Source organism: Candidatus Acidulodesulfobacterium sp. H_13 (assembly GCF_048541835.1).
In the GTDB taxonomy this organism is placed as follows: domain Bacteria; phylum SZUA-79; class SZUA-79; order Acidulodesulfobacterales; family Acidulodesulfobacteraceae; genus QIJE01.
The window spans coordinates 468,837-492,528 of the sequence record NZ_JBLEOY010000002.1 but is presented as its reverse complement, the minus strand read 5'-3'; the positions used below and the strand labels follow the sequence as shown (position 1 = coordinate 492,528).

At 45.9% G+C, this 23,692-nt stretch carries 17 protein-coding genes and 3 pseudogenes; 1 reads left to right on the top strand and 19 read right to left on the bottom strand.

The genetic code is table 11. From position 1 onward, the window contains the following. The first annotated feature begins 809 nt into the window (after window positions 1-809). A complete protein-coding gene (locus ACMCNP_RS06940; RefSeq protein ID WP_419315632.1) occupies window positions 810-1,478 on the top strand; it encodes a M48 family metallopeptidase in 669 nt (222 codons plus the stop codon). Between the two features lie 107 nt (window positions 1,479-1,585). Here the strand turns inward: ACMCNP_RS06940 and ACMCNP_RS06935 are convergent, their stop codons facing one another. From ACMCNP_RS06935 to ACMCNP_RS06840, 19 genes and pseudogenes are all read right to left on the bottom strand, one after another. Continuing rightward, a complete protein-coding gene (locus ACMCNP_RS06935; protein ID WP_419315630.1) occupies window positions 1,586-1,789 on the bottom strand; it encodes a hypothetical protein in 204 nt (67 codons plus the stop codon). Between the two features lie 265 nt (window positions 1,790-2,054). Continuing rightward, on the bottom strand, window positions 2,055-2,228 hold the full coding sequence (locus ACMCNP_RS06930; protein WP_419315627.1) for an integrase core domain-containing protein: 174 nt from the start codon (window positions 2,226-2,228) through the stop codon (window positions 2,055-2,057). Continuing rightward, a complete protein-coding gene (locus ACMCNP_RS06925) occupies window positions 2,212-2,496 on the bottom strand; it encodes a hypothetical protein (protein WP_419315624.1) in 285 nt (94 codons plus the stop codon). The genes ACMCNP_RS06930 and ACMCNP_RS06925 overlap by 17 nt, the downstream gene beginning before the upstream one ends. A 90-nt stretch (window positions 2,497-2,586) precedes the next feature. Further along, a complete protein-coding gene (locus tag ACMCNP_RS06920) occupies window positions 2,587-3,726 on the bottom strand; it encodes a cysteine desulfurase family protein (protein ID WP_419315621.1) in 1,140 nt (379 codons plus the stop codon). Between the two features lie 12 nt (window positions 3,727-3,738). Beyond that, entirely contained in the window at window positions 3,739-3,936 is a 198-nt protein-coding gene (locus tag ACMCNP_RS06915) for a hypothetical protein (RefSeq protein ID WP_419315619.1), read from the bottom strand. 4 nt (window positions 3,937-3,940) lie between these two features. Beyond that, entirely contained in the window at window positions 3,941-5,428 is a 1,488-nt protein-coding gene (gene brxL / locus ACMCNP_RS06910; RefSeq protein ID WP_419315616.1) for a BREX system Lon protease-like protein BrxL, read from the bottom strand. 12 nt (window positions 5,429-5,440) lie between these two features. After that, on the bottom strand, window positions 5,441-7,678 hold the full coding sequence (pglZ, locus tag ACMCNP_RS06905) for a BREX-4 system phosphatase PglZ (RefSeq protein ID WP_475393019.1): 2,238 nt from the start codon (window positions 7,676-7,678) through the stop codon (window positions 5,441-5,443). 1 nt (window position 7,679) lies between these two features. After that, window positions 7,680-11,840, bottom strand: a complete 4,161-nt coding sequence (locus ACMCNP_RS06895) for a hypothetical protein (protein ID WP_419315614.1) — start codon at window positions 11,838-11,840, stop codon at window positions 7,680-7,682. Further along, window positions 11,833-14,184, bottom strand: a complete 2,352-nt coding sequence (locus ACMCNP_RS06890) for a phosphoadenosine phosphosulfate reductase domain-containing protein (RefSeq protein ID WP_419315924.1) — start codon at window positions 14,182-14,184, stop codon at window positions 11,833-11,835. The genes ACMCNP_RS06895 and ACMCNP_RS06890 overlap by 8 nt, the downstream gene beginning before the upstream one ends. 2 nt (window positions 14,185-14,186) lie before the next feature. Next, complete coding sequence (locus tag ACMCNP_RS06885; RefSeq protein ID WP_419315611.1) at window positions 14,187-16,301, bottom strand: hypothetical protein; 2,115 nt, start codon at window positions 16,299-16,301, stop codon at window positions 14,187-14,189. Window positions 16,302-16,308: 7 nt separating this feature from the next. Beyond that, window positions 16,309-16,494 carry a hypothetical protein gene (locus ACMCNP_RS06880; protein ID WP_419315609.1) on the bottom strand — a complete coding sequence of 62 codons (186 nt, stop codon included), beginning with the start codon at window positions 16,492-16,494 and terminating at the stop codon, window positions 16,309-16,311. Between the two features lie 1,049 nt (window positions 16,495-17,543). Then, complete coding sequence (locus ACMCNP_RS06875; protein ID WP_419315606.1) at window positions 17,544-17,846, bottom strand: M48 metallopeptidase family protein; 303 nt, start codon at window positions 17,844-17,846, stop codon at window positions 17,544-17,546. A 125-nt stretch (window positions 17,847-17,971) separates the two neighbouring features. Beyond that, entirely contained in the window at window positions 17,972-18,952 is a 981-nt protein-coding gene (locus tag ACMCNP_RS06870) for an IS5 family transposase (protein ID WP_419315603.1), read from the bottom strand. A 69-nt stretch (window positions 18,953-19,021) separates the two neighbouring features. Further along, window positions 19,022-19,612, bottom strand: a complete 591-nt coding sequence (locus ACMCNP_RS06865; protein WP_419315600.1) for a restriction endonuclease subunit S — start codon at window positions 19,610-19,612, stop codon at window positions 19,022-19,024. Further along, window positions 19,599-20,359: pseudogene (locus tag ACMCNP_RS06860) on the bottom strand (KilA-N domain-containing protein). Before ACMCNP_RS06860 ends, ACMCNP_RS06865 begins: the two are co-directional and overlap by 14 nt. A gap of 99 nt (window positions 20,360-20,458) precedes the next feature. Continuing rightward, window positions 20,459-21,613, bottom strand: a pseudogene (locus tag ACMCNP_RS06855) (ISL3 family transposase). 167 nt (window positions 21,614-21,780) lie between these two features. Next, window positions 21,781-22,690, bottom strand: a pseudogene (locus ACMCNP_RS06850) (N-6 DNA methylase); the annotation flags it as partial. 83 nt (window positions 22,691-22,773) lie between these two features. Next, window positions 22,774-22,971 (bottom strand): hypothetical protein, encoded by a 198-nt coding sequence (locus ACMCNP_RS06845; RefSeq protein ID WP_419315597.1) that lies wholly within the window; start codon window positions 22,969-22,971, stop codon window positions 22,774-22,776. Window positions 22,972-23,006: 35 nt separating this feature from the next. Then, the gene (locus ACMCNP_RS06840) at window positions 23,007-23,249 is read right to left on the bottom strand and encodes a hypothetical protein (protein ID WP_419315594.1); all 243 of its coding nucleotides are present in this window, start codon (window positions 23,247-23,249) and stop codon (window positions 23,007-23,009) included. Window positions 23,250-23,692: the final 443 nt, after the last annotated feature.

Below are 23,692 nucleotides of genomic sequence, written 5' to 3'. Positions count from 1 at the left end.
AATTTTAAAATGCGTTTGAGTGAGTACTTTGCTTCTCATTTAAATCTTCCCAAATTATGTTTCTATAAATAATCTACTTTTATTTCTTTTAAATTTTCCACTTCTTTTCTGATCGAATATATTTCGAGATTCCACTCATGAAAAAAGTAACCATGCCCTTTAGGCATAAACGATGCGAAGAGTCTGAATATTTACCTTGGATTAGGCAGTAGATTGGTTTTACCCGCTCTCGCATTTATTCCCGGGCATCATTGGCCATTGCGGCAAGCATAACGTCTCGGTCTATTATGCCGATTGTGTCACACTATCCGATATTATAACCACTGCAAACGGCTCTTTAACCCGGCAAATAAGCTTAAGTTTATTAAACGGATAGGGGATTTTACAATATGATAAAGATGGAAATAGAGCTGAAAGATATGCAAAAAAAAATAGATGAAGCTACGCAAGCGGTTAGAAGGCAAAAAAATGGCTAAATTTATAGCGCACGCATAGTGGTAATCCGGGACGGAACTATCTTCCGGACAAACTACTCTCATGCATTCATATTTCATTTGTAAACCAAGCGGATAATATGTATAATGCCGGGTATGGAAACGACAAAAGCAGCAATATTTAAAGGTAAGAAAACCATTTATGATAACGAGCGGCGATTTATTATTACGAATGTTACCGCAGATTAGTTTCAGATTTAAATTGGTAGCCATTCTTGTTCCATGCTATTTTATGCAAATAGCATTACTCCCATCAGAACTTAAATATTTAAAAATAGATATTTTCGGCAAAATCGTATGTAAGAGAGGCTTTTTATGTCGCAAATTAAAATAGATAAACTGGTTCGCTCTAAGAGGAAAACGGTCGCGCTGGCAGTTATGGCAGATGCAACACTGATCGTACGCGCGCCGATGCGGACGCCGCTCTATTACATCCGCAACTTCGTGGATAAGAGTCTGCCGTGGATCAAGAAGCAAAAAGCGCGGGCCAATAAATTAAATGATACATATAAACCGAAACAGTTTATTGAGGGCGAAGGCTTCTTGCATTTAGGTAATACATATAAGCTAATGCTCTCAGACCAGAAACAAATTACCTTAAACGACCGGCTAATCTATCCCCGCGCAGATTTGTCACGTGCAAAAGAAAGGATGATAGAATGGTATAAGGCTCAAGCATTAAGGGATATCTCTGAACGGGTCTCCCGCTATAGCCGCATAACCAGCTGGAAATGTAAATCAGTCAAAATATCAAATGCTAAAAAGCGTTGGGGTTCATGCAGTCCTTCCGGAACGCTTAATTTTAGCTGGCGCCTGATAATGGCACCACCTGAAATCGTAGATTACATTGTGGTCCACGAATTAGCGCACTTAAGGCACCACAACCATTCCGCAAGATATTGGAATACGGTAAGGGTAATCCTTCCTGATTATAAAGAACGTGATAAGTGGTTAAAAGAAAACGGCAGGTCATTATATTTATAGCCATACTACAGCAACTATTTAGATTCATCCTTGTCTGCTCCTTTTGTAATCTTTCCGATATCGACGCTCACCCAGTAACCGACGGAACTTTATTCTTTTAGGAGGCATCAGCCATTCTCCCGACGCTTTATCAAAGTATTATTCATAAGAATCTTTGGAACGCCCCCTAATCGTCCCTGAAGATAACTTTTACGGATATCCTTATCATAGCGGACATCTTTATATTCGCTGAATGACATGAGTTCGGAACTGCCCTTGCGGTTTCTTTCCGCAACCCACATTTCATGGAGGGTATCAAGTTTTAACACCATTGATACTCTGTTGTAGAGTATCTGGTAACTGCCTGTAATAATACAAATTATACCATCCTCCCCTGACGATTTCTAAAATAGTGAAAGGAAGGGAAATTATCTTAAAACAACTTCGCAATGACACACCCCCCCCTATTCAGGGAAAAAAACACCCCTCTGGGAGGATTCCATAATTGCTATGCTGCTCGGGAGTCTGGGTACCCTGCGGTAAGAAGTGCAACAGGCCCCCTAATCTGCTGAATTATACAATCACTCCTTTTTTATCCTAAAAATACAGTTCTATCCTTTTTCCCCCAAGACCTCGATGGGAGCATTCGTGATTGTAGTGTTCAATGTATTCCTTCACAATATATTTAAGCTGCTTTTCGCTTGCTATAATCATTTTATTTATGCATTCGGTTTTAATGCTTTTAACGAAGAATTCAGCAAATGCATTCAATTACAGGCATAAAGGCTGGCAACCGTTTGATTATGACACCAGAGCTTTCCATAATCGCATCAAACTGTTTTGTGTAGAGCGGGTATCGGTCATGAATCAAATACTTTTCCCCCAGGAGAAAACCATTAAAAGCATCCGTCTGATTTCTATCCATTTGAACCATCCATTTACCATCGGGATCGTTAGCTATTCCGGCAAGCTCAACCTTTCTGGTTTTTATATCTATGAAAAACAGAACCATGTACCTGACCAGCGCATCAGGTGTCATGGCTTCCACTGTGAAAAAGTCTGTAGCCGTCAGAGAATCAATGTGCGATGATATGAAGCGCTCCCAGTCGGTGCATTTTTATGTATGCCATTAGCGGTTTTCAACTATTTTTTTGTAAGCATCACACACAGCCGTAACTACCTTACCGACTTCATCTGCACAGTTATATTTACCGTAAGATATGCGAATCGCCGACTTTGCTTGCTGTTCGGTAAGCCCCAAAGCAAGAAGCACGTGCGACGGCTCGCCTTTACCAGAAGTGCAAGCCGAACTCGTGGACAAGCAAACACCTTTTAGGTCAAGCAGATGCATGAGGGATTCACCCGAAACGCCGTAAAAACAAAGATTGACCGTGCCGGGCAGACGGCACTCGCTGTCCCCATTAACCCTCACGGAGGGTATTTTTTCTTTTATGCCATTCACGGTATCTTCGACCATTGCCTTTAGTCGCTTTGACGTATCAGCTATTTCACCGACACTTTCCTCAATAGCATAACCCGCCGCTACGATTCCGGCAACATTCTCCGTTCCGGCACGAAGCCCTCTCTCTTGCTCGCCGCCGAACACCAACGGCGACAAGTCTAAACCTGACCGTTTATATAGGATCCCTGTGCCTTTTGCTCCATTGAACTTATGGGCTGAAGCGGTTAAAAAGTCAACTCGTAGGTCACTCACATCAACTGGGATATGTCCGACAGATTGCACGGCATCTGTATGAAACAGGACGTTTTCACCTTTCAGTAATAGGCCTATATCCGCTATCGGCTGAATCGTGCCGATTTCGTTGTTGGCAAGCATAATCGACACCAGTTTGGTGTGAGGTTTAATTGCCGCCTTTACATTATCGACCGAAATACACCCCGTCTTATCAACGGGTAAATAGGTAACCTCAATGCCAGTCTGTTCAAGTGAGTGGCAAGCGTTTAGCACAGAATGATGTTCGATAGCAGTAGTTACAATGTGCATCGGCTCATTGCGGTAGGTATCCGCAACACATCTAAGCACCCAACTGTTCGCTTCCGAACCGCCGGAGGTGAAGGTGATTTCAAGCAGCTCTGCACCGATAGCCGCTGCAACTTGTTTTCGTGCCCGCTCTATAGCGCGTTTGGCTTTTGCCCCAAGCGAATACTGGCTAGATGCATTGCCGTATTGATCGCACAGAAACGGAAGCATCTTCTCAAAGACGCTGTCGGATATTCTTGTAGTCGCGGCGTTGTCTGCGTAAATCATGGTTTCACCTTTTCAAAATAGTTTACAGCCTTGTTCCTTGAACTCCTCGAGCTTGGCGAGCAGGAACTCAGTATCGACCTCCAAATACTCGGCAAGGCAATCAAGGCAATAGAACCGCTTTGAATCACTGTCGAGCAGTTTCTTAGTCAGCCCGATTTCATTTTTGTTCAAGGCTTCTTTTTCGCAGATATAACAGCTTTTTTTCTCCACACAATTACCCCGCTTCTTCAGAGTCAGGTCTAACGCTGAACGCAGGGATGTCTTTCCCACGATACTCCACGTCGAGCATTCCCAATTGGTATTTAATCGTATCCCTCATCTTTCGCGCCCTGTCGAGGCAGTAACGCTTGAACTCACGAGCAGTGATGTCGTCTGCGCTGCGAACATGCGGGAACAACAGTTTCAGGTAAGCCGTGGCGATACGCTTGACCGCTTCGGTATCACGGGTGTCCGCCGCTTCGGGGATTTCGATAAGTTCATCCACTATTGCGCGGTAACTCATATCATCGCGCAGTTCGTGCATAATCGAACAGAAGTATTCCGAGTTCAACGCCCAGCCCGCAATTTTAAGGTCGTCGTTCATTCGGGGAATATTCCACCCCTTGATGAAGCCGTGAAAACGCTCTACCAAAGACGACTCGTGGAATACGGATGGCAATTCCTCAAACATATTCCCGAAGCCATCCTCGTCCATCGTTTCCTTCTTGATGTTGCCACAGAGAATAACGCCCGCTTCGGCGGTTCCCTCATAGTTGCCGACTGTAAAGATTCCCGATTCAAGGTAACCTTTCAGCGCGGCGCGCATTTCGTTCACATCGGTGAATGAAATGGTCTGTACTTCGTCAAGGGTGATAAAGTCGTTGCCAGATACCAAGCCCTCAACACACTTGTTCTGGTCGTAGAACATCTTCGCGCGGCTCATAACGCCGCCGCTCGAAAGCCACCCGAAGCGGCTGACGCGACCGAACAGATATGACTTGCCGGTTCCTTTCGGGGCAAGTTCAATGAGGTTCAGTCTCTTTTCAACGAACGGAAGCAAGCGGGTAAGCATCGTGAGTTTATTTTCCTCATCACCGAGATAGCCGCTCGCATTGTAGTCCACCGCGCCAAGCAAGACATCGAGCCACTCCGCTGTAGTGAATTCCAGCCGTGCCTCTTTATAGTAGTCTATATCAATGATATATGGGCAGAAAGTCTTAAACGCCGTCAGCTTGATTTTGCCACGGTTTGCGCTTTTTGCTTTGTTTTTTTTGAACTCAACGTCATAATCGTCAAGCGGACGATATCCGATTTCGACCATTCCCCAAGTCTCACGCCCACGAACCAAATCATCCTTGCTGGTTTGCCACACGGAATCCTCGATGATGGTGTCTTTGCTTGTCAACCCGAAGTCGGGCAAAGCAAACGATACCTCGCCCGTCCCGATGTCGATATCGACCGACACCTTGGCAAGGAACTTCACCCGCTCGTGTTCGATTATCACCTGATTCTTAATAGCTGTCCAGTCGTCCTTACGCGGCAAGTAAGTCCGCACAAAGCGAACCAATTCGTCGGAGTCAAAGTGACCGTTCTCGTCCTCGAACTTCTTTAAGAGCCAGTCACGCATAAAGGAGGGCAGGCTCAGAGCAGAGAAGAAGTTGCTCTTCTTGAGGTCTTTATATACGACCATCTCGCCAAAGCAATTTCTGAGTTTTTCAATCATCAATCGCACCTCCTAAAACAAGTCATCAAAAGCGTCGTTGACTTTGCCGCTCTTGCCTTGCGCCTTAATTTTAATATTGTCAATCAGGTTGTCATCTGCGTAAACGTCCGCCGAATAGTTTCCTGCCCGTTTTATGTCGAGCAACTTCACGGAGTAGTGGTTAGCGTCTATCTGCGAAGCCAAGTAGTGCTTCCCATTTAGGACAACGGAAACATCTCGCACCGGCGAGTCAAAAAATAGCTTAATATCCGTGCCGGTTCGGAAGTCTACGGTCACGGTCTCGCCGACCAGCTTAACCGTTACGCTTCTGTCTTTCAGAGACAGTTCGATAACTGGAACGACTACCTCTTCAAGGGCAGCCCCGCCGTGAACCTCGACATTCGCGGCACGGCTACCCTTGAAGCGTCCGTAATCGGCGAGTACAAGGTATCCGTTCTCCTCTGCGGCGAACGGGAGGTCATAGGGCTGAAACAGCTTACAGCAACGCCCAGAATGCTCGCCAGTGGTATCGGTATCGTATTTTTCCTCTTTGCGCTGCAGAACAGCAAGCCGAGATGCGCCGTGGTCGCTTACAATTAAGAAGCGTTTGTAATGATGTTGCTTAAGTTCTGTAGCCGCCTTGTCTATCATCGTCGTGATGATGTCCAGTTCTTTCGCAAGGTGAATGGGCAATTCATTATTTATGAAGTCGTAACCGCCCGCGTCACTGTGCTTGGTTTCATCAAGTTCATTGTTCTTCTCTTTGTGCCCTTGCCACTCAACAAAGAAATCTCGGTTGATGGCTGTTATCGTCGGAAGTTCCGCACGGACGATGTTGACCCGAACCAACAGGCCGCGCTGTAGTACTAAGGCTTCGATTAAGCCTAAATATTCGACACCGAGGGCATCTATCCAGTAGAGGAAAGTGTCGCTCTTATCCACGCTATCCATAATTTCATTCCGCGTCGGCAGTCTGTTGAACTCCCGTGAAAGAGCAATTCTATCAACATCTTTTAAAAATTTAGGCTCAATCTGGTTGGACAGTTTTTGCCGTTTATACGCCTCGAAATAATCTGTCAATAAGTTAGCCAGTTCCGGGCATTTGAAAACGTACTTTTTCAGGTAATCCGCCAGCCAGGGGTAGATGTCATCAAGCTGCGAGATCATACCGTTTTTCGAGAGCCAAGCAATAATCTCTTCACGCTCCACCCTTGTTCCGTCAGTCAGCTTATAAATGCTTTCTGACACCACTTGCCGACTGTTCACCACAAAGCCAGCAATATCCGACTCAGGGAATTTCTCGACCAGAGCCTTACGCTCACGATAGAACGAGGGGAACCGCTCGTCCGTGTGCTGGATATTGATTATCGCGTTCAGGACATTCCCTGCAAAATCCTCAAAACGGCTCGTCTCGTCCAATACGAACTGAAGGTATCCGTTCTGCAATGTGCCTGCTTTGCTTTTCAGGCAGATGAAATAGAGCCAGTTAAGGTAATGGCTCCCAGTAATGCGGGCATAAAAATCCGACTCCAGATTCTTGTAAAGGTCATGTTTTTCGAAGATCTCGTCGAGTGAGCCGTTGCTCTGATTGAGTTCTTTCAGCAACTCTGCCCAGCGATCGTCGCTTCCGTAGGAACGCGCCAATGCAAAGCCCGCTGATAACAGCTTAATGCCCTCGTAGGCGTTGCTGATTTGGTGTACCGTGAATATCGCATTATTGAGATTTACCGTGGTGCTCACTACAACACTACCACACCGTCCTTTTTCGAGTTCCGTAAGTATCGCTTTGAAACCAGATAAAGCCGGCAATCCGACAGACGAGGCGGTAAGGGTAAACGATAAGTCGCACGATGCATTGTCGATGACGCTGAACCTACGGCTGTCAAAGCGAGGATCGGCCTGCAACTCGGCAATCAGCGAGGCAAGCCCTCTTAGAAGAAACACGACTTTTGCACTGCCGACATTGAGGTCTTTCAGCCGTGACAGGGTGCGTTTTGCCTCCTCTCTTCCACGAAGCGCAAGAAACTCGCCAAGCCCCGTCACAACGAACTTTTTTGCATTTGCATTTGCATCTATCATATAGTTGAGGAGTCCGTCGATGTCAGGCATTTTGTCGTCGCTGTTGCAAAAACTGCTCAATGTGACAACATCAAGTCCCAAGACCGATAAGTCGTACTTTACAGTCTTATACTGTCCGTCGCTGATGAACAGGAAATACGACGGCAAGACTTCTTTAGATGTAAGGTAATTCTTTACAGAGTCAATTTGCATTCTATTTCCCGCCTCCATTTATTAATATTCCAATACCGACCGTAATGCTGTCTTTGACGAGCAGTTTGAGATATTGTTTCAACTGGGCGTCGTCCATCGCATCTATTTTCAGGAGAACCTTGTCGCTGCCGCCGGCGTTGTACTCGGCTTCGGCGAGTTTCTTCACCTTACCCTTTACGCTCGGATTGTCGCACCAATCGTAAGTGTCTACGCTAAGATGGTCGAGTGCATCCCTGACCTTATTAATGTCTGGAAGCAAGATGCTGTATTCGCCGATAATATCCCGCTTGAATGCCGCATTCCGCTTCTCGTCATCCGTAATAATGTCGAACAGTGTGGTGGAGTCAAGGAATGATAGGGCATCTTTGATTTCGGAATCCGTTCCCCAGTTTAGGTTGTTGCAAATTTCAAATGCTTTCTTTGCTTTTTCATATTCAGTCTCTGATACACAGCACAGGATAGGCATCCTGTAATGACTTGACCAGTCACGCGGATTTTTAGTTTCCGTCTTGTCTTTCCAAGAATTGAAGAGTTTCGATTTCAACTGGCTCTTGCGGAACTCCTCGGCAGCTTCTTTTACCTTGATGTTGCAGTCAGTTTTCGATAACTCAAACAAGCCTAGTAGTTTGCTCTTCACATTCTTGATGTCATTATCGTTCAGGTTTTCAAGGTACGGCTCATAGACCTCGACAAAATCATGGCTGCCGTTGTTCAGGAACTCCCTGATTTTCTCACCATGCACCACCAACTCCGCATGGAACGCTTTCAACTGTTCGGGCAGAATATCCTCTTGCTTACAGATTTTCAGGAGTGTGCCGAAGACTTTTTCCAAGGCAGGATATTTTGCCCGCAGAGCCTCGCATGAGATACTGATGAAATTCAGCCGATCGCGCCACTTCTTGTACGCTTCTGTCAAGGAATGCTCCATAATATTCAGTAATGCATTGCTCTCTTTGACCACGCTGTACTCGGTCTGCAGCTTACGTATTTCGTCCTCACCCGTCTGCTTATCCCAAAGGCACGAGTGCTTCACTTCGAACAAGTCGCATATGTCGCCAAGGACATTATTCTCAGCACCAATTACGGTGGCGAGTTCCATAACTTTGCCGTTATCAAAGGATCGGAGGTACTTGCGCATACCGTTCTGGCAGTTCTCACTTGTGAGCAGGGCAGACAAGCTGTCGGCGAGTGATGGCGTTTTTGACGCAATTTTGCCGATTTCCGCCGCTTTATCATGAGCCCCTTTGTCTTCCTTTTGAACAAGCTCAATGTACTTCTGAACCACATCAAAGATACTGCTTGTGTCCACTTCTTCAAGACACCATACTGGTAGCTTCAGACCGCGCATTTTCGTAGACACGACTATGGCAACCTGTCCTGCGGAAGAAAACGATTCTCCGGGTATCTTCCACGCCTTTTCGGTAAGTTCATAAAACGCCTTTTCGTCGGCAGTCATCTTTGCGATATAGGTCAGCTTCGGAGACTTGCCGATGTAGTTTTTGAGCATCTCCGCAAGTTTGTCCTGCGTCATCTGCTCGTGGCCGCCGGATGAGTCGTTGTAGTGGAACGGCTCACTGCTGTACTCTTTCAAAAGGAAACCGGCAATAAACGACGAGAGGTTACATGGCGCAAAGCCATAGGTTTTTTCAAGGAAGCCGTAGATTTTGTCTATCGAAATCCGTCCGTAGCTGGCAAACGCGACCTCAATGCGCTTGTCTACCTCGACTTTGATTTTCGAGATAGGCAAAGACGCTGTCGTAGGATTTTCCCAATACCTATCAATCCCCCAAACGCTCGGAAAGAGGTGGCTCTCGACGCCTTTAACAACACCGCTCGTGGCCTGTAATATGCCGGACTTCGCTGACTGCTTCATCGCAGGAGTCATCTTCAGTTGGCTTTCAGTAATGCCCTTGTTGAAATCAAACACATACTGGAACTTGTCCATCACTATGATCTGGAGGGAGTTTGCCACGTCTTTTGCATTGCCTAGTTTCTCGCCCTCTTGATTTGTGTAGGTGTATACGACAAATTGACCGTTGTGGATGCGGTTTTTCCAGTCTTGGTCTAAGACATGCTTTGCTTTATCCGAATTTTCCCGCGACGACGTGTTGTTGCTACCTTGGTAGTACATCGCCATAGCGGAGAATGTCACATACCGATCAAACGCCTCCAAGCCCAGCGGTGTAGAAAGCGCGTCGATGAATACGATGTTCTCATACTGTTTATCCGCAACCACTGTTCTGAGGGTCTTGCGGAAGTTTTCCGCTTCCGTATCGTCCCTGGCAAAGGCGATAACGGCGTGGAAATTCCACCCAGTGGCTCTGTTGCGCAGGCTATTGATTTTGCTTGTGAAGTCGGTGGTGGTTACGGACATGATTTCGCCTGTTCCCGGTTCTGATTCGAAACGCAGACGCAAAGCAGATGAAAGAGACAGTACGGTAGAAAGCCTACCCTCGGTCACGAGTTTCGAGGTTGTGCTTTTTTGTCGTATATCTTTCTCGTAGCTGTCGATTTTGGCTTGGTCTCCCGCAAGCACGGCAGCCGCATAGGCATACTGCCCACCGCTTATCAGGTTTGAAACGAGGATGCCTTTTTTCTTAAGCCCTTTCGCAAGGTTGGCGGACTTCGTTCCCTCTAAGTCGGGGATACCCTCAAAAACATAGCTGAGGTTCTGTTCGGTAGCTTTGAACAGGTCGATCGTACCCCTCAACCGCCAATCAATCGCCTGCATAATAAGGATGGCTTTCAGGACAGCTTTCTCATCCTCACGCAAATTCTGCTGCTGCGGGAATATATCCATTATCAAGCGAATTTCTAATGTGATGTTATCCTTTCCTTTCTCGTAGAAAAAGTCCCACAGCATATCCACCGTAAGAAGCGGGTGGTCATCATGAGGACCCGTATTCTCAATAAACCATTGGAACGCCTTCACATCATCTGCGCTATATGATGATTTGATGAAGTCGAACATACTTCGCTGGTTGGACTTGAACGCAGAGGATATGTTTTTGAGGAACAGAACTGTCATTGGATGAAGCGGCATTATTCTTTTCATTACTTGGTCATCAATATCAGTCGCATCAATCGCTTTTATAATAGCCGTTCGAGAGCTATCTAGACGTGCATTCAAATCATCGCGAACTGATTCCCAGTCTTTCTCGGCGGCAGACTTTGCGTTGAAAGCTTGACTGACGAGGATGAACGCGGTGCTATCTGGCATAGTAATCTGCACAGTAATAAATCGGTCACGCACCTTTTTCCAAGTCGCGTTGCCGGTCGCGAACAAATGTCCCGATTCGTGCGTGACGACAATGAAGTAGAACGGCTTTTGGTTCACCAACTCGACAAGTCTCTGAAACTCCGAAAGGGTATTTTGGTTGTTCTTGAAGTAATCGGAGAACTCGTCCCAAATAAAGACAACCTTTACATTGTTGTGGTCGATAATGTCCTTCAGCCAAGCGATGAGCCTGTCAGCGTCAATATTCAGCGCAGTGATACCCTCTTCGTCGGCAAGACGGAAAATGTTATCCATCAGCGTCTTGATATTACCGCCCTTACGGAGGGCACTCAGCACCTCATCAGCTGAGGTCTGCGTGAACAGAACCTTCCACTCCGTCTTTTCCAAGAGATTGTTAAAGAACTTCTTGTGCGTCGGCTCGTCAATCCAAGCTATGACGCTTTCTTTCAGGGTGCCCTCGCCTGCGTAAAGCTCTGCCTTTTCCAGTGAAACCTTTAGTGTTTCTTGAACAGCAAAGAAGAGGTCGCGGGGCGAGTTAATCATACCCGAAGCGTATCTGTGGGCGGTCACGATGCCATTTTTCTTGTGACCGATTAGTTTTTCGAGCAGGTCAGTTTTCTTTTTCAGTGGCTCGTATTTGTCCCAGTAGGCGCGGAGCTCTTCTTCCGGCACTTCGAGAATCTTTTCCAGGGCATGGGCACACATCGACTTGCCCGTGCCGTACGCTCCCTCAATCCAAATGGAACGCTTCTCCTGCCGTGCCAATACCCGCTCCATCTTATTCAGCATTTCGATGAACATGGGGTGCGGGTATGTGTGCGTCCAGAAGTCCGGGCTGGCTTTGTCGATGGCAGATTGGTCGACTTGAGGGAAATACTCCTCGTCAATGTCAATGTATTCGCGGTATTTGTTGTTATTAGTCATTTGCTACATCCCCCTTAAACAAGTCGAGTACATCTTGGGGTGATTTATCCTCTGCCAGCGTTATTTTTTCAAGGTCGTGTGTGAACGATGCAGTGATGAATTTCGGATATTTTGCCGACAGTCCCAACAGGAGCGACGTCATATCGTCGCGGTCAAGCCCGAATATGCGGGTAGGGCTGATGCCGTCGCGGTCAATGCTTTCATTCAGGAGCGTGGCAAGCGTGAACTCCTTATAGTCGATACACTTCTCCGCAAACTTAAACAGGCCGTACAGCACCACGCGCGGGTCGCTCACCGAGCATTTCGTCCGAACGAGGTCGCCCTCGTCGGTAACGAAGCCCCAATGCAGGCTTGTGCCGAGTGGTGTCTCGACTAGACGCTTGAAGGATTTGGCGATTGACTTAGCGTCCTTCGGTTTGGCATCAACAGCAGTCAGCATATCCTCGGCTGTCTGGCGAGCATAGTTTCTGCCGACATCAAAATTGTTTACATACCACTCCATCTGCGGGTTTTCGGCAACAAGATTGATAAGAATCAGACCTTGCGCCGCGTCCGTTTCCCAACCAATCTGCGAGATTAACTCGGCAAACGACGTGAAGTGGTTCTTTTTATTTAGGGAAGCATCCCTAAGAAAACGTCTAAACATATCGAACATCATTGGGCCCAGTGTATGCTCCGAAAAGAAAGCCTCTTTCAGTTCAAAGAATGAGCGCAACCACTCCGGCTTTGGAGCATGGTCGGCAAATGAATTTAGGCTTTTCATTGATTTACCTCCTCCTTGTGGGTGACGCCGCGAGTGGAATAACAGACAGCCGCTGTCGATTTCGTGACACTCGTGACACCCGATACAGTTATTTATTTTGACTTTGCCATCAACAAAACTGACACAACCGTTTCGGCAGTTCGTTTCGCAAACTCGGCAACCTTTGCAATACGAGGCTTTTCGGAATACCCGTCGGAAAATCTTCCCGAATGTGGGCCGCTCTTTTAGCATAACTTCCGGGATTGTTACGATGTAGCCGTTCTTTGTCTCCTTAACGGAAAACCGTATGTATTCGCCGTCAAATTGAACGGAAAAATCACCATTGCTACCGCGTAAGTCTCCGAGCGTTTTTATCCATTCCAACCAGTCAGAATCAGGGTCAGTAATGGTTATAGTCAAAATTCCGTTTGTAATCTTTTCAATGCAACGGAAAGTATTGTTCGATAACTCGCGCCCATTCTTTCTGGCGTTCCAACCGCCGTTTAGGATATACGATTCGGCGTTGCTCTCCTTGCGCTTGTCCCCATCGTAGGTATCCTTAATCAAATCGACATAGCTATCAATCTCTGTCGGATAGCTCGTCCGACGTAAGTAGTCGCTTGTACCGCCCGACATAGGGCAAAGCAAACATCCGGCACGACCATTGCCCTTCTTATAGGTTTCGTTAATCAGCACATCGTTCGCGTATATATAAAGCCATATCTCAGCAGACGTCCATTCGAGGATTGAGTTATGGCTGAATTGTCCGTTTTGTTTTGCGCCATAGTTTTCATACTTATAGGTACTTCGAGCAACGCTCTCCTGAGCCCGAACTCCAACAAAGTCAAGACCGATAAAATCGTTCTTGCCAGTTACTTCTCTCAACTTTAACGTCTGCGGAGTGCTTTTATGCACCGAGCAGCACCAACGGAGCACACGTGACGGGGGGCCGAACAACTCCCACGATTCCTTCGGATTGAGGTGCGACTTTGCAATGTAGAATGGTATTTTGTCTTCATTACATTGCTGCTTCATCTTCCCGATAACCTCGTAGGTGTCGGGGAATTCCATATCAGTATCGCCGAATACCACCACGAAGCTTCCTTTGGGCAGGGCTTTCTTGACAAGGTCGAGCAGGACACAACTGTCCTTTCCGCCCGAAAACGCCACGTGGAAACAGTCGAGCCTATCCTTGTACTTGGTGTAGATAGCCAGTATTTTCTTGACCGTGGTCTGCTCAATGATTTCAAGCATCTCACGGTTTGCTTCCACCATAGCCCTTATGTCAACGGGGTGAAGCGATAGGCCTTTAGGTTCCGGCATTATCGGTTTGCCGTCCTCGCCGTTCGAAATGATAATCTCAGGGGCGGCGTAGGCATTACCGCCTTTCAACTTTGCTATGAGCATCCCATAATAGTAGTATTGATTTGCTTCCGCCCACACGTAGGGGTGGGCGGTCTGCTTATCGTACTTCCAATACTTATCAAAGCCCAGCACGTCCAATTCGGACGCGTAAACCGGGCGGGGTTCTTTGGAAAACCCGGTCGGCGAGGAATTGAGAAGTATCCCGCCCGTTTTCTTGTCGTAGGTGTACGAATACATCTTCAATCCATCCTTTTTCGTATGGCCTTCGCCTCATTTATAATTTCGTTAACTTTTGCGGTTTTGCTTATGCACTTGAAGCCGCTCTCATACAAGAACTTGCCCACGGCGGTGGCCTTTAAGGGAACGTCAGCATTCGCCACGGCATCGGTCATAATCTCCATGTAGTCCATGGCACAGCTTTTGCGGATGACCGTTCCGGCGTTCCGCGAGTTAACTGATGCGGTATTAAACCGAAACTTACGACTAAAGCGGCGGCAGTAGCTTTCAAGCAGAAACAAATTCCACGCCTGACCGCAGTCGGGAAACACCCCGAATGTAGTGAAAGACTTAAGCGGAAGATAATCTCCATTAACAAACAGCTCAATTGCTTCGTCAATTATGTCGGCTTCGAAGTTTATATATATGTCCGCCACATATGTGTCTTTGTCAATACGAACCAGAACGGTGTTGCCCGCTTCCATCGAAATCCGACGATAAACTTCACCCGTTAGTTTTTTCTCGTAAGTCAGCAGATCGTCAAGCGAGCATTTGTCTATGGTTCGGCAGTATTTCTTCATTATGGTCAACGCATCAAAGACATCTCCTTTGCGCGCGACAATTTTGCCTTTTTTATTGAATTTGTCCGACAGGCAGATGCGGTAAACTGCATTATGAACCGCCGCGATAGAAAGTTCGTAGTTACGTTCCTCTATTTCACTGAAGGGCAAATCTGCAATAGAGGCATAGCCGCGAGTGTTGCATTCACGCACAACGGCTTCGCGGATTACTTGCCGCTCTTCATCGATGATTTCAATTCGGCTGACGTGTGAGAAGGTCTCCACGTTGCTCCGAATGAAATCGCCGTTTCGACCAAGAGCGTACTTAATCCTTTCAAGGGGTATGAATCGCAACCGCCCGGCAAGTTGGCCGTAGGTCAGCAATACATCGTTATAACCCCACACGCGTAGGATTTCGCCCTCCAGAGCGGCAAAGACAGAAGCATCAGTGTAGCCGAAATAGGTCTGCGTGAACAGCAACTTCGGGAACAGCCTATGGAGAATGTCGATGAGCATGTTCTCGGTGACCACACTTGCTTCGAACAGCCAGTTCTCGTTTTTGGCGTAGAACTCGGCAAAAAATATGACTTGTGCGCCGTCGGCGAAGTAATCCTCCGCCAGTTCCTTGATTCGTTCTTTTGCCTGTGCGGACACGGCATAGACTTTTCCGTCAAAGGTTGTTCCGCAAGCCGCGATATAGCTTTTCAGTTCCTCATCGGCCAGCATAATGTCCTCGCAAAAATCCTCTGCGGCAAACGAGCGGAAACGCGTCATCTCAATCGGGGAATTCAGCCTGTAGCCGTTAGTAAAGTGTGATGAAAGCACGGCTGTCAGTTGCTCGACTACCGCCGTGTCAAGCATAGGTTTTGGCGGTGTGGCGGGGAGAACATTAGGGCATGTATACGTTTGCACCGACTGCGTGGGTTTGCCGTATTTAGGCTCATAGGTGATAATGACATCATCCAAGTCCACACCACAGTGTAGGCACAGATTCCTGATAATTGTGACGATGGTCTGCGGGTTGTAGTTGGTGTAAATCCACTTACCATTTGAGAGCAGAGAGCAAGTCCCAGAGTCGACTTTAGTCGGCAAAAAGAATATCTTGTTGCCATACAAAGGCTTACGGTCAAGCGACTCAAGGTTCGGGTTGACTTCAGCGAAAAACTGCTCTGTTATGGCTACAAGTAACTGCGACCATTTCTGCTTGCTCGGAACGACGGCTTGCCCATTGATGGTGCAAGTCAGCAGTTGTGTTTTGGCGCAGAGTTCTGGACAAGTAAAGTCGATGCGCTGTGCCGAATTCATGATACCTTTCGGCTCTTCATAGACGGGCTGGGCTTCTTCCGCTTCAGACTTTTGCCCGCTTACCGTTTCTGAAGATTTATACCGCCAAGCATCTCTGTAATCGCTACTTCGCCCACCTTTGAAAGTAAAAGAAAAACCAGAGTCCCTGAGCTTCAGAATTGTGGGCAAGAGTTCTCTACCGCCAATCACCCATAATGCGCCATCTGAACCCCGCTTATCTACATACTCCAAGTTGTGACGTTCAATTAACTGAACAACATCTGGCTTTTCCATGTTGAGTTCATCCAATAAATGTTACAGATATCTCAGTTCCGTGTTTTTTGTAATTTTCATTTTTGACAAATTTTTTTGTGTCTTCTCTAAATTCATTCGCCACTCGACCAGCAAAGTTACTCAACTTTCCTATGCTTTTTGCTATTTTCAACGGTCTTATTGATCTTTTTTTCCGTTTTTTCGGCTTTTTCACGCTGCCTTCAACAGATTAAAAGCAGATCGCCTTGAATCGAAAACTCGGCAGCCACTTTTTAACCTGATGTACGTCGCGCGGCCTGCTTTGAAGCGTCTTTTTAGCGTCCCGAACGCCCTGTTCCACTTTGAAACGCACCCTCGAAATCAGCTTGTTGCGAACCTTCTGACGTTTCGTCAGCGACTTGTTTCGCACCGCTTTGCTCAAAATTACATCCTTTATCCACGCGATTTCAGGCTCTCGCGATTCTTCTTCGATGCGTAACCCTTGTCCGCGTAAACCCGTTTAGGCTACGTGTTTCCCAGCGCATTCTCAAGATTTTTCATCTCACTATCGGTCGTCACAAAGACTTTGTACTCGAAATGATAGCGTTTCCCCTTCTTCAGCCACCTCGCGTCTGGATCCTTTGAATACTCTATTTCGTTTTCGGGCGGGGATCGACTGCATCCTCTTCGCGATCATTAGTCATTTATTTTACTACCTTATTCGGGAGTGCCGCCGACTCAATTATCGTCGCGTCACCCAATAAAAATGACCACCAATTTTATTACTAATGTAGCATATATATTATACATTTACAAATATTTTATGCGTGAAAAACGACATACTTAGTTTTTTTTGACAATGCTCCTAAACACAGTATAATTCAAGAGACCGTGCAGGAGTCTTGGACTGTGCAGAGGTCTTAACTCTTTGATTACTTAGGAAAAAGAGAAACCCGCCTGAGCACATATACTACCGCAGAGACGGATTTTTATGGTCAAATTGGTGCTGGGAACACCGCCTTCCATAAATCCAGTCTCCCCAGCGCCAACACATCAAAAGTTCTTTATTTTACAATGCCTTAAGATCTCCCAGTTTCCGTTTTCCGCGTACCTACGCGGAAAATGTTTTTCTCCACATTTTCCCCAAACAGAGAATAGACGTGGGTTCGATTCCCGCTGTCATATCAAATCGGCAATTTCTTTGGCATAAATAAGTTTTTCAGCTTTATTCTATATCAGTATGGTTGCGTCTTGAATGTTCATAGCTCAGCTCTCCATTCATGATCACACCATACTGAGTTCTAGCTTATGTTTAATCTTTTCCCAGCCTGGGATGACGGAATCAAGGAGCTTATAAAACTCTGGGCTATGATCATAATATTTCAAATGACACAGCTCATGCGTAACAACATAGTCAATACATTCTTTAGGTGCTCTGATCAGGTCTGCATTGAGGGTTACTATGCCTTTGCCTGAAAGACTGCCCCACCTTTTTTGCATTCGCTTAATAGATAGTTTAGGCTTGCCAATGCCAAGACCATTGAATTTCTGCCAAACTTTATATAGGCCACCTCGAAAAACTACCATTTCCCAACCAGAAAACAGCGTTGAGTCTCTGATTGCAACAACATGGGCAAATCATCAGTGGTTTATCTTCTTGTAGAAGCTTCAATTGAAGCCGTTTTTGGGGCGTAAGCCTGTATTTCCCATTTTTAAGAGACAACTTGGCTGTAAAGTGGTGCAACCGCTGCTTTTTTCAGGTAACACATACGACGCATATTGTAGGTAGCCACCTTCCAATTCAGATGCAATGTCGCTCGCCTAAGTCCAATACTGCGTATAAGCTTGCCGCCCATTTGCATCAATGAGGCAAATGGGTGTTCAACCCTGACGCGGGTTTTAGATATCCGTTTGTTGCGTTGAATCTGACATGCTGAAATATTCTTACTCTTCTTGGCTTTCCGTTGAATCTGAGGCCGCCAGCCTGATTCTTTCAACTGTTTTTCCCGTTTGCTATCCGTATAGCCTCTGTCGGCATAGATCTCCCTGCTGGTATTAGATTCATCTAAAACATCTTTTAAATGGAGTGTATCATGAGCACTGGCCGTACTGATTTTTATCTTCCGAATTATCTTGTAACGATTATCCGTACTAACAGACAACTTGAAGCCAAAGAACGACTTGCCATGCTTCTTTGTCCATGTGGCATCCACATCCTTTTGCCGTCGTTTTTCTGGTGACCAGTCTGACGGAATCGCCTGTTCTTTAATCTGCGCTTTCTCATCGCTACTGACATGTTGAATCGGTACAGGAACAATACTGGCATCAATCATCTGTCCGCCTCGGGCAACATAACCATGTTTAACAAGCTGCTGATTTACCGCTTCAAATATACAGTTGCCAACGTCAGCTTTTGTCAGACGCTCTTTGAATGTCCATATCGTAGTACGGTCTAGAATCTGACTACTCTGACGCAGACCGACAAAACGCTGAAAGCTTAAACGATCAAGAAGCTGATACTCCATCTGTTCATCACTCAAATTGAACATCTGCTGTACAATTAGAACACGAACCATCAATTCACTTGCAAGTGCTGTAAAGTCGATATACTTATCTAATACCTGCAGTACATCTCTAAGCTTATTCAGCTTTGCCTCTCTTTCTTCTGCTGCAAATAGGCTTAACTTGATCATTATAGTTTCTCCTCTCTAATTAGTTGATAGCTTATTTATACCATAAATTGTAAGGTTTTTCGAGGTGGCCTATTGATTAACGATTTCCGGTTTTACCCGCCATTCGCCGGTGAGCATCTTCTGCATCAGACCGCGTTTCTGGGTTTTGCATTTTTCTGCGAGCTGTTTCAGCAGGTCGATTTCCTGTCGGGCTGTGGATAATGTCTCATCAATCTGCTGCTGTTCAGGAAAAGGGGGCAAAGCAACTATAAATTTTTCAACATCCTTCTTTTGGATATTTGGGAGACCAGAGCCAACCCTTAATTTCATGAGCTTTGGCTCATGCCTCTTTAGATAGAAGTAAAGGTAGCGTTTGCATACATTCTTCTTAAGGTTCAGAAGAGCATAGCAGTGTCCGCCTGACCAAAAACGTTCTGTATTGTAGTTCACATATCCACATGAATTACCACCTTCACTAATCGTTATTGTCTCGGCTTCTGTATTCCAATCGTCTGTTCTTCCAGATGGTTCAATGCCACCATTTAGGGCATAATAAGCTCCATCATCTTTCATATTCGCTACATTCAACTGCTTCCCCTTTGGAATCGCACAGATTTTTCCAAACCTGACCGTTTCCCAAGACGGGCAGACGCCCTCACATCCGTGTCTATATGTGTCCATCCGTGCCCCCTCCTAACTGCTTCACCGTCCAATTCTCCACCAGTAATTTCATCTGTGAAATAGCAACCTGATTAAGTTTTTGAAGCCGTTCCGATTGTTTCAGTCCTTCCTGAATAAAATGGGCATTGAGATTTTCCATATTCGCCAGACAGACCAGTTGCGAGACATTGGCAAAATCCCTAATATTTCCTTTTTCGTCCAGGTTTTCATCGCGCCACTGTTTAGCGGTTTTTCCGAACAGTGCCATATTGAAAATATCCGCTTCAGAGGCATAAACCAGATTCACCTGTTGCTTGCTCAGTTGCGGCGGAATGAGATGCTCTTTGATGACATCGGTATGAATGCGATAATTGATTTTGGTGAGGTTACGGCGGATATCCATGAAGCAAACTCAAAGGCAATATCTTTGTGGGCATAAGTGCCGCCATACCTCCCCGACTTGGAAACGATACCAATTGCATTGGTAAGGGTATGCCATTTGGTCGGAGTCATAACAAAGGCATTGCTACCAGCTTCATTTTTAACCGCCTCGAATTCGACACGGTTAAAATCAGGATTGTTCAAATGTTCCCATATTCCAAGAAACTCCATGGTAAAACGGGTGCGCATCCAGTTTTGAATAATAAATCTTGGGTCATCAGGATTTTTGTGTTTGGCAATGTCAGTCAGAGAAATATAATCCTCATTTCGAATTTTCAGCACTCGCACAGAGTCTTTTAAAACCGTGATTTCTGTATTTTTACTCATATATTTATTCCTTAATTTCCAAAGTGGTCGAATTCAACCATTTTCACCACCTGGGAAAAATGGTCATCGGCAGCAAGTTATAAGTTTTGGCGCTTCCGGCTATATGGTGGCAACCGGACTAAGATCCAACCCTCCGAGGTGAAAAAGTATGGCTGTTTTGAATCGTTCCCTGTTTCTAAACCCGCAAGCAGTTTTCTTGATTTTCTGTATCATATTGTTTTTAGCTTCCAGCATACAGTTATTTGCTTTCATTCTGATCGCGTTTAAAATACCATAAAAATAACGCCTGAGCATCTTTCCAACACGCATCATTGGCTTAAGCCGACAATGACTTATCCAGTTAAGAAGACGCTTTTATTGTTTCTCTGCAACGCCCATATACGAGTAATTCCACAGCATCGCAGCAGCTTCTTTAATTCTCCATGCTCGGGCTGTCTTAAGGTTCAGTCGGTTAAGAACCATAAATTCTTTCCGTTTTGTCACGCGATTATCTATTCTTTCAGAGTTCTTAAGCCATTGATATTTTGTACGGATAAGGGGATTATTTCCCAGGGATGAATTAAAAGTACTATATTCTTCAGCTCGTACCTTATCCAGTGCCTTGCTAAAATGTTGAGCAACATGAAACCGGTCAAAGGCAATTAGTTTGTCGGCATTTTCAAAATTAGCTTTTACAGCGTTGATAAATGGGTCCCACATATCCATCGAAATGCTTTTAAGCGAAGAAAAATCACTTTTATTTTGGGCTTTGAACCAGCCCTTCAGTGTTTCAGCCTTTCTATCATCCAGAATATCAATGATTGTATCATTTTCTTTGTCGAGTATGACAGTTACATATTCATGCCTTTTCTGAAATGATGTCTCATCAATTCCTATGTTAGTAGGCTCTGTCTTCTTCCTGCGTTTTAAACCTCTTTTGACTGCATGTCTCATGATCCCATCCACTTCATCCCAACTAATACCGAGGTTTTCCGCTACCCTCGATATTGGATCTTCTTTGAGCCAGAGTATCACGGTTTCCTCAAACTCAACGGTAAACCGAGAGTTCTTTTCCGCCCAGCTCACAGAAACTTGTTTTATTCCATGTTCTGCACATTTAAAACGAGGAATTAACGCTTCTATTAAAGTCTTATGATTACATGAATCAAGATGGCGCCATTTCCTGTGCCAGTGATCGTGCAGTTTGCAAGGCTTTCCGCACTCAGGACAGATTAGCGGTTCATTCTTCTTAAACTGAACAGTAGCTGTTACAATGCGTTTTGTACTATCTCGTTTGAGGGATGTGACCTCCCATGGAGTTTCAGCCCAAAAGGTGATTATAAAATTCTTCCAATGTTTCTTTCATATTTTTAGTATAGCATATTTATGAGGTTGCCATCATATAGCCGGAAACGCCTAAGTTTTAATTCATCATTCATAACTCATCCCTCAGCACTCCTGTCGATCTGTTTCAGCTTCTCCTCCATTTTCACTCGCACCTCTGTCAGCTCTTTTTCCAGATCATCAATCTCCTTTTGAACCTCATCAATATCAATGGGCTCTTCTTCCTCAAAGGTGTCCACATAGCGGGGAATGTTGATGTTGAAGTCGTTTTCTTTGATCTCATCAAACTCTGCCACATGGGCGTATTTTTCCACCTCTTTGCGCTCTTTGTAGGTGGTCATAATCTTTTCAAGGTGCTCATCAGAAAGGGTGTTCTGGTTTTTCCTGGAAACAAATTCTCGGCTGGCATTGACAAATAAAACATCTTTGCAATCTTCTTTTGGGCCGCCTTTTTCCCGTGAGCGATCAAAGACCAGAATAGTAACCGGAATATTGGTGGTGGGGAAGAGATTGCCCGGCAAGTCGATCACCGCATCCAACAGGTTTTCCTTAATCATTTTTCGGCGGATACGACCTTCGGCTGCACCTCGAAACAACACACCATGGGGCACAACAACGGCAACCCGCCCTTCTTTTTCAAGGGCGGTTTCCACCATATGGCTGATAAATGCCCAATCGCCTTTGCTTTTGGGCGGTACCCCACGTCAGAAGCGGTTGTATTGATCGCTTTCAGCATTCTCAGCACCCCACTTATCCAGGGAAAATGGCGGATTGGCTACCACATAGTTGAACTTCATCAGGCGGTCATTTTCAACCAGCAGCGGACTGTTCAGAGTGTCGCACCATTCAATTCGGGCACAGTGCCCAGGTGCTGTCATTGGATTCCTGTCCAAAAAGAGCAAAATTACGGTTGCCCACTTCTTTTGCTGCCTGAATCAAAAGCCCACCGGAACCCCAAGCCGGGTCGCAGATGCGGTCGCCCGGTCTGGGGCCGGCCAGCCTGGCAACACCGATCCTTAATGTTCGGAACCAATTTATTCAGAGAATATGCCTTATCTGAAATTCCTGTCATCTTGAGCTTCCATAACTGTCTAATCCTTCGCACTCTTTCTTTTTGAGGCTCTGGTGTTATCTGAACTTTTTTTCGGCTTTTTCACTGAAGCGGTCTTCTGAGCGGCGGCTTCACTTACTTTTTCAAGAAGAGCGGAGGCCCATTCAGCGGGAGAAGTCTGCGGACATTTCGGTTCTTCACCCTCGCAGGCAATCTTGGTGGTCTTGAGATTCTTCATATGGCCTCGGAGTGTTCGGCATTGACGTGTATTTATTAATGTTCATGATTGCTCTCCCCTTTCCTTAACCACGGCTGCGGAACATCCGGATTATGAAACCTGAGCGTGCTGGGGCGTGGTGTATCCTGGCCGTGGATTATCTCTATGTACTGTTCCGTTACGGCTCCGATTTTCTGATCATCACCAACAAAGCAGATCAGACCGTAGTCCTGGCCGCAGGGGAATTTAAAGCGTCCCTGGTTCTGATAAAGCCTGGCTTCAGACCATTTCTTGGACATGGCTTCCTCCTTAATGGCGCTGACCTGTTGAATGCAATTCCATGCTTCGTTTTCAGGATAAGTTCAGTTGTTCTTGGGAGGTTCCGAAGGTTTCTCCGGTTCTTTGGGAATAAGACGAGGCGCTTGATAATCCTGCGGGCTAAACTGGCGGGATGTCTGTTGCAGAGACTCTTTGCCGAATTTCTGAATGGCGTATTCCTGAAGCGGATTGAATCTGATTTTCAGGCTTTCCCGCGTTGTTTCTGGAAGTTTCCCTGCTTTGAATGCTGATTAAGCTGCCAGCATGCGGGAACGAAGTCATGCAAAATACTCCGGCTCGAGACGGCGATAGATTTTGCTGTTGTATTCAACATCGCAGGCTGAAGTGACTGCCCACTCGAACCAGGCGGTTTAAAGATCTGTGGATACAAAAAGATCGGGCTCCGGTGCGTTACCATTGTTTT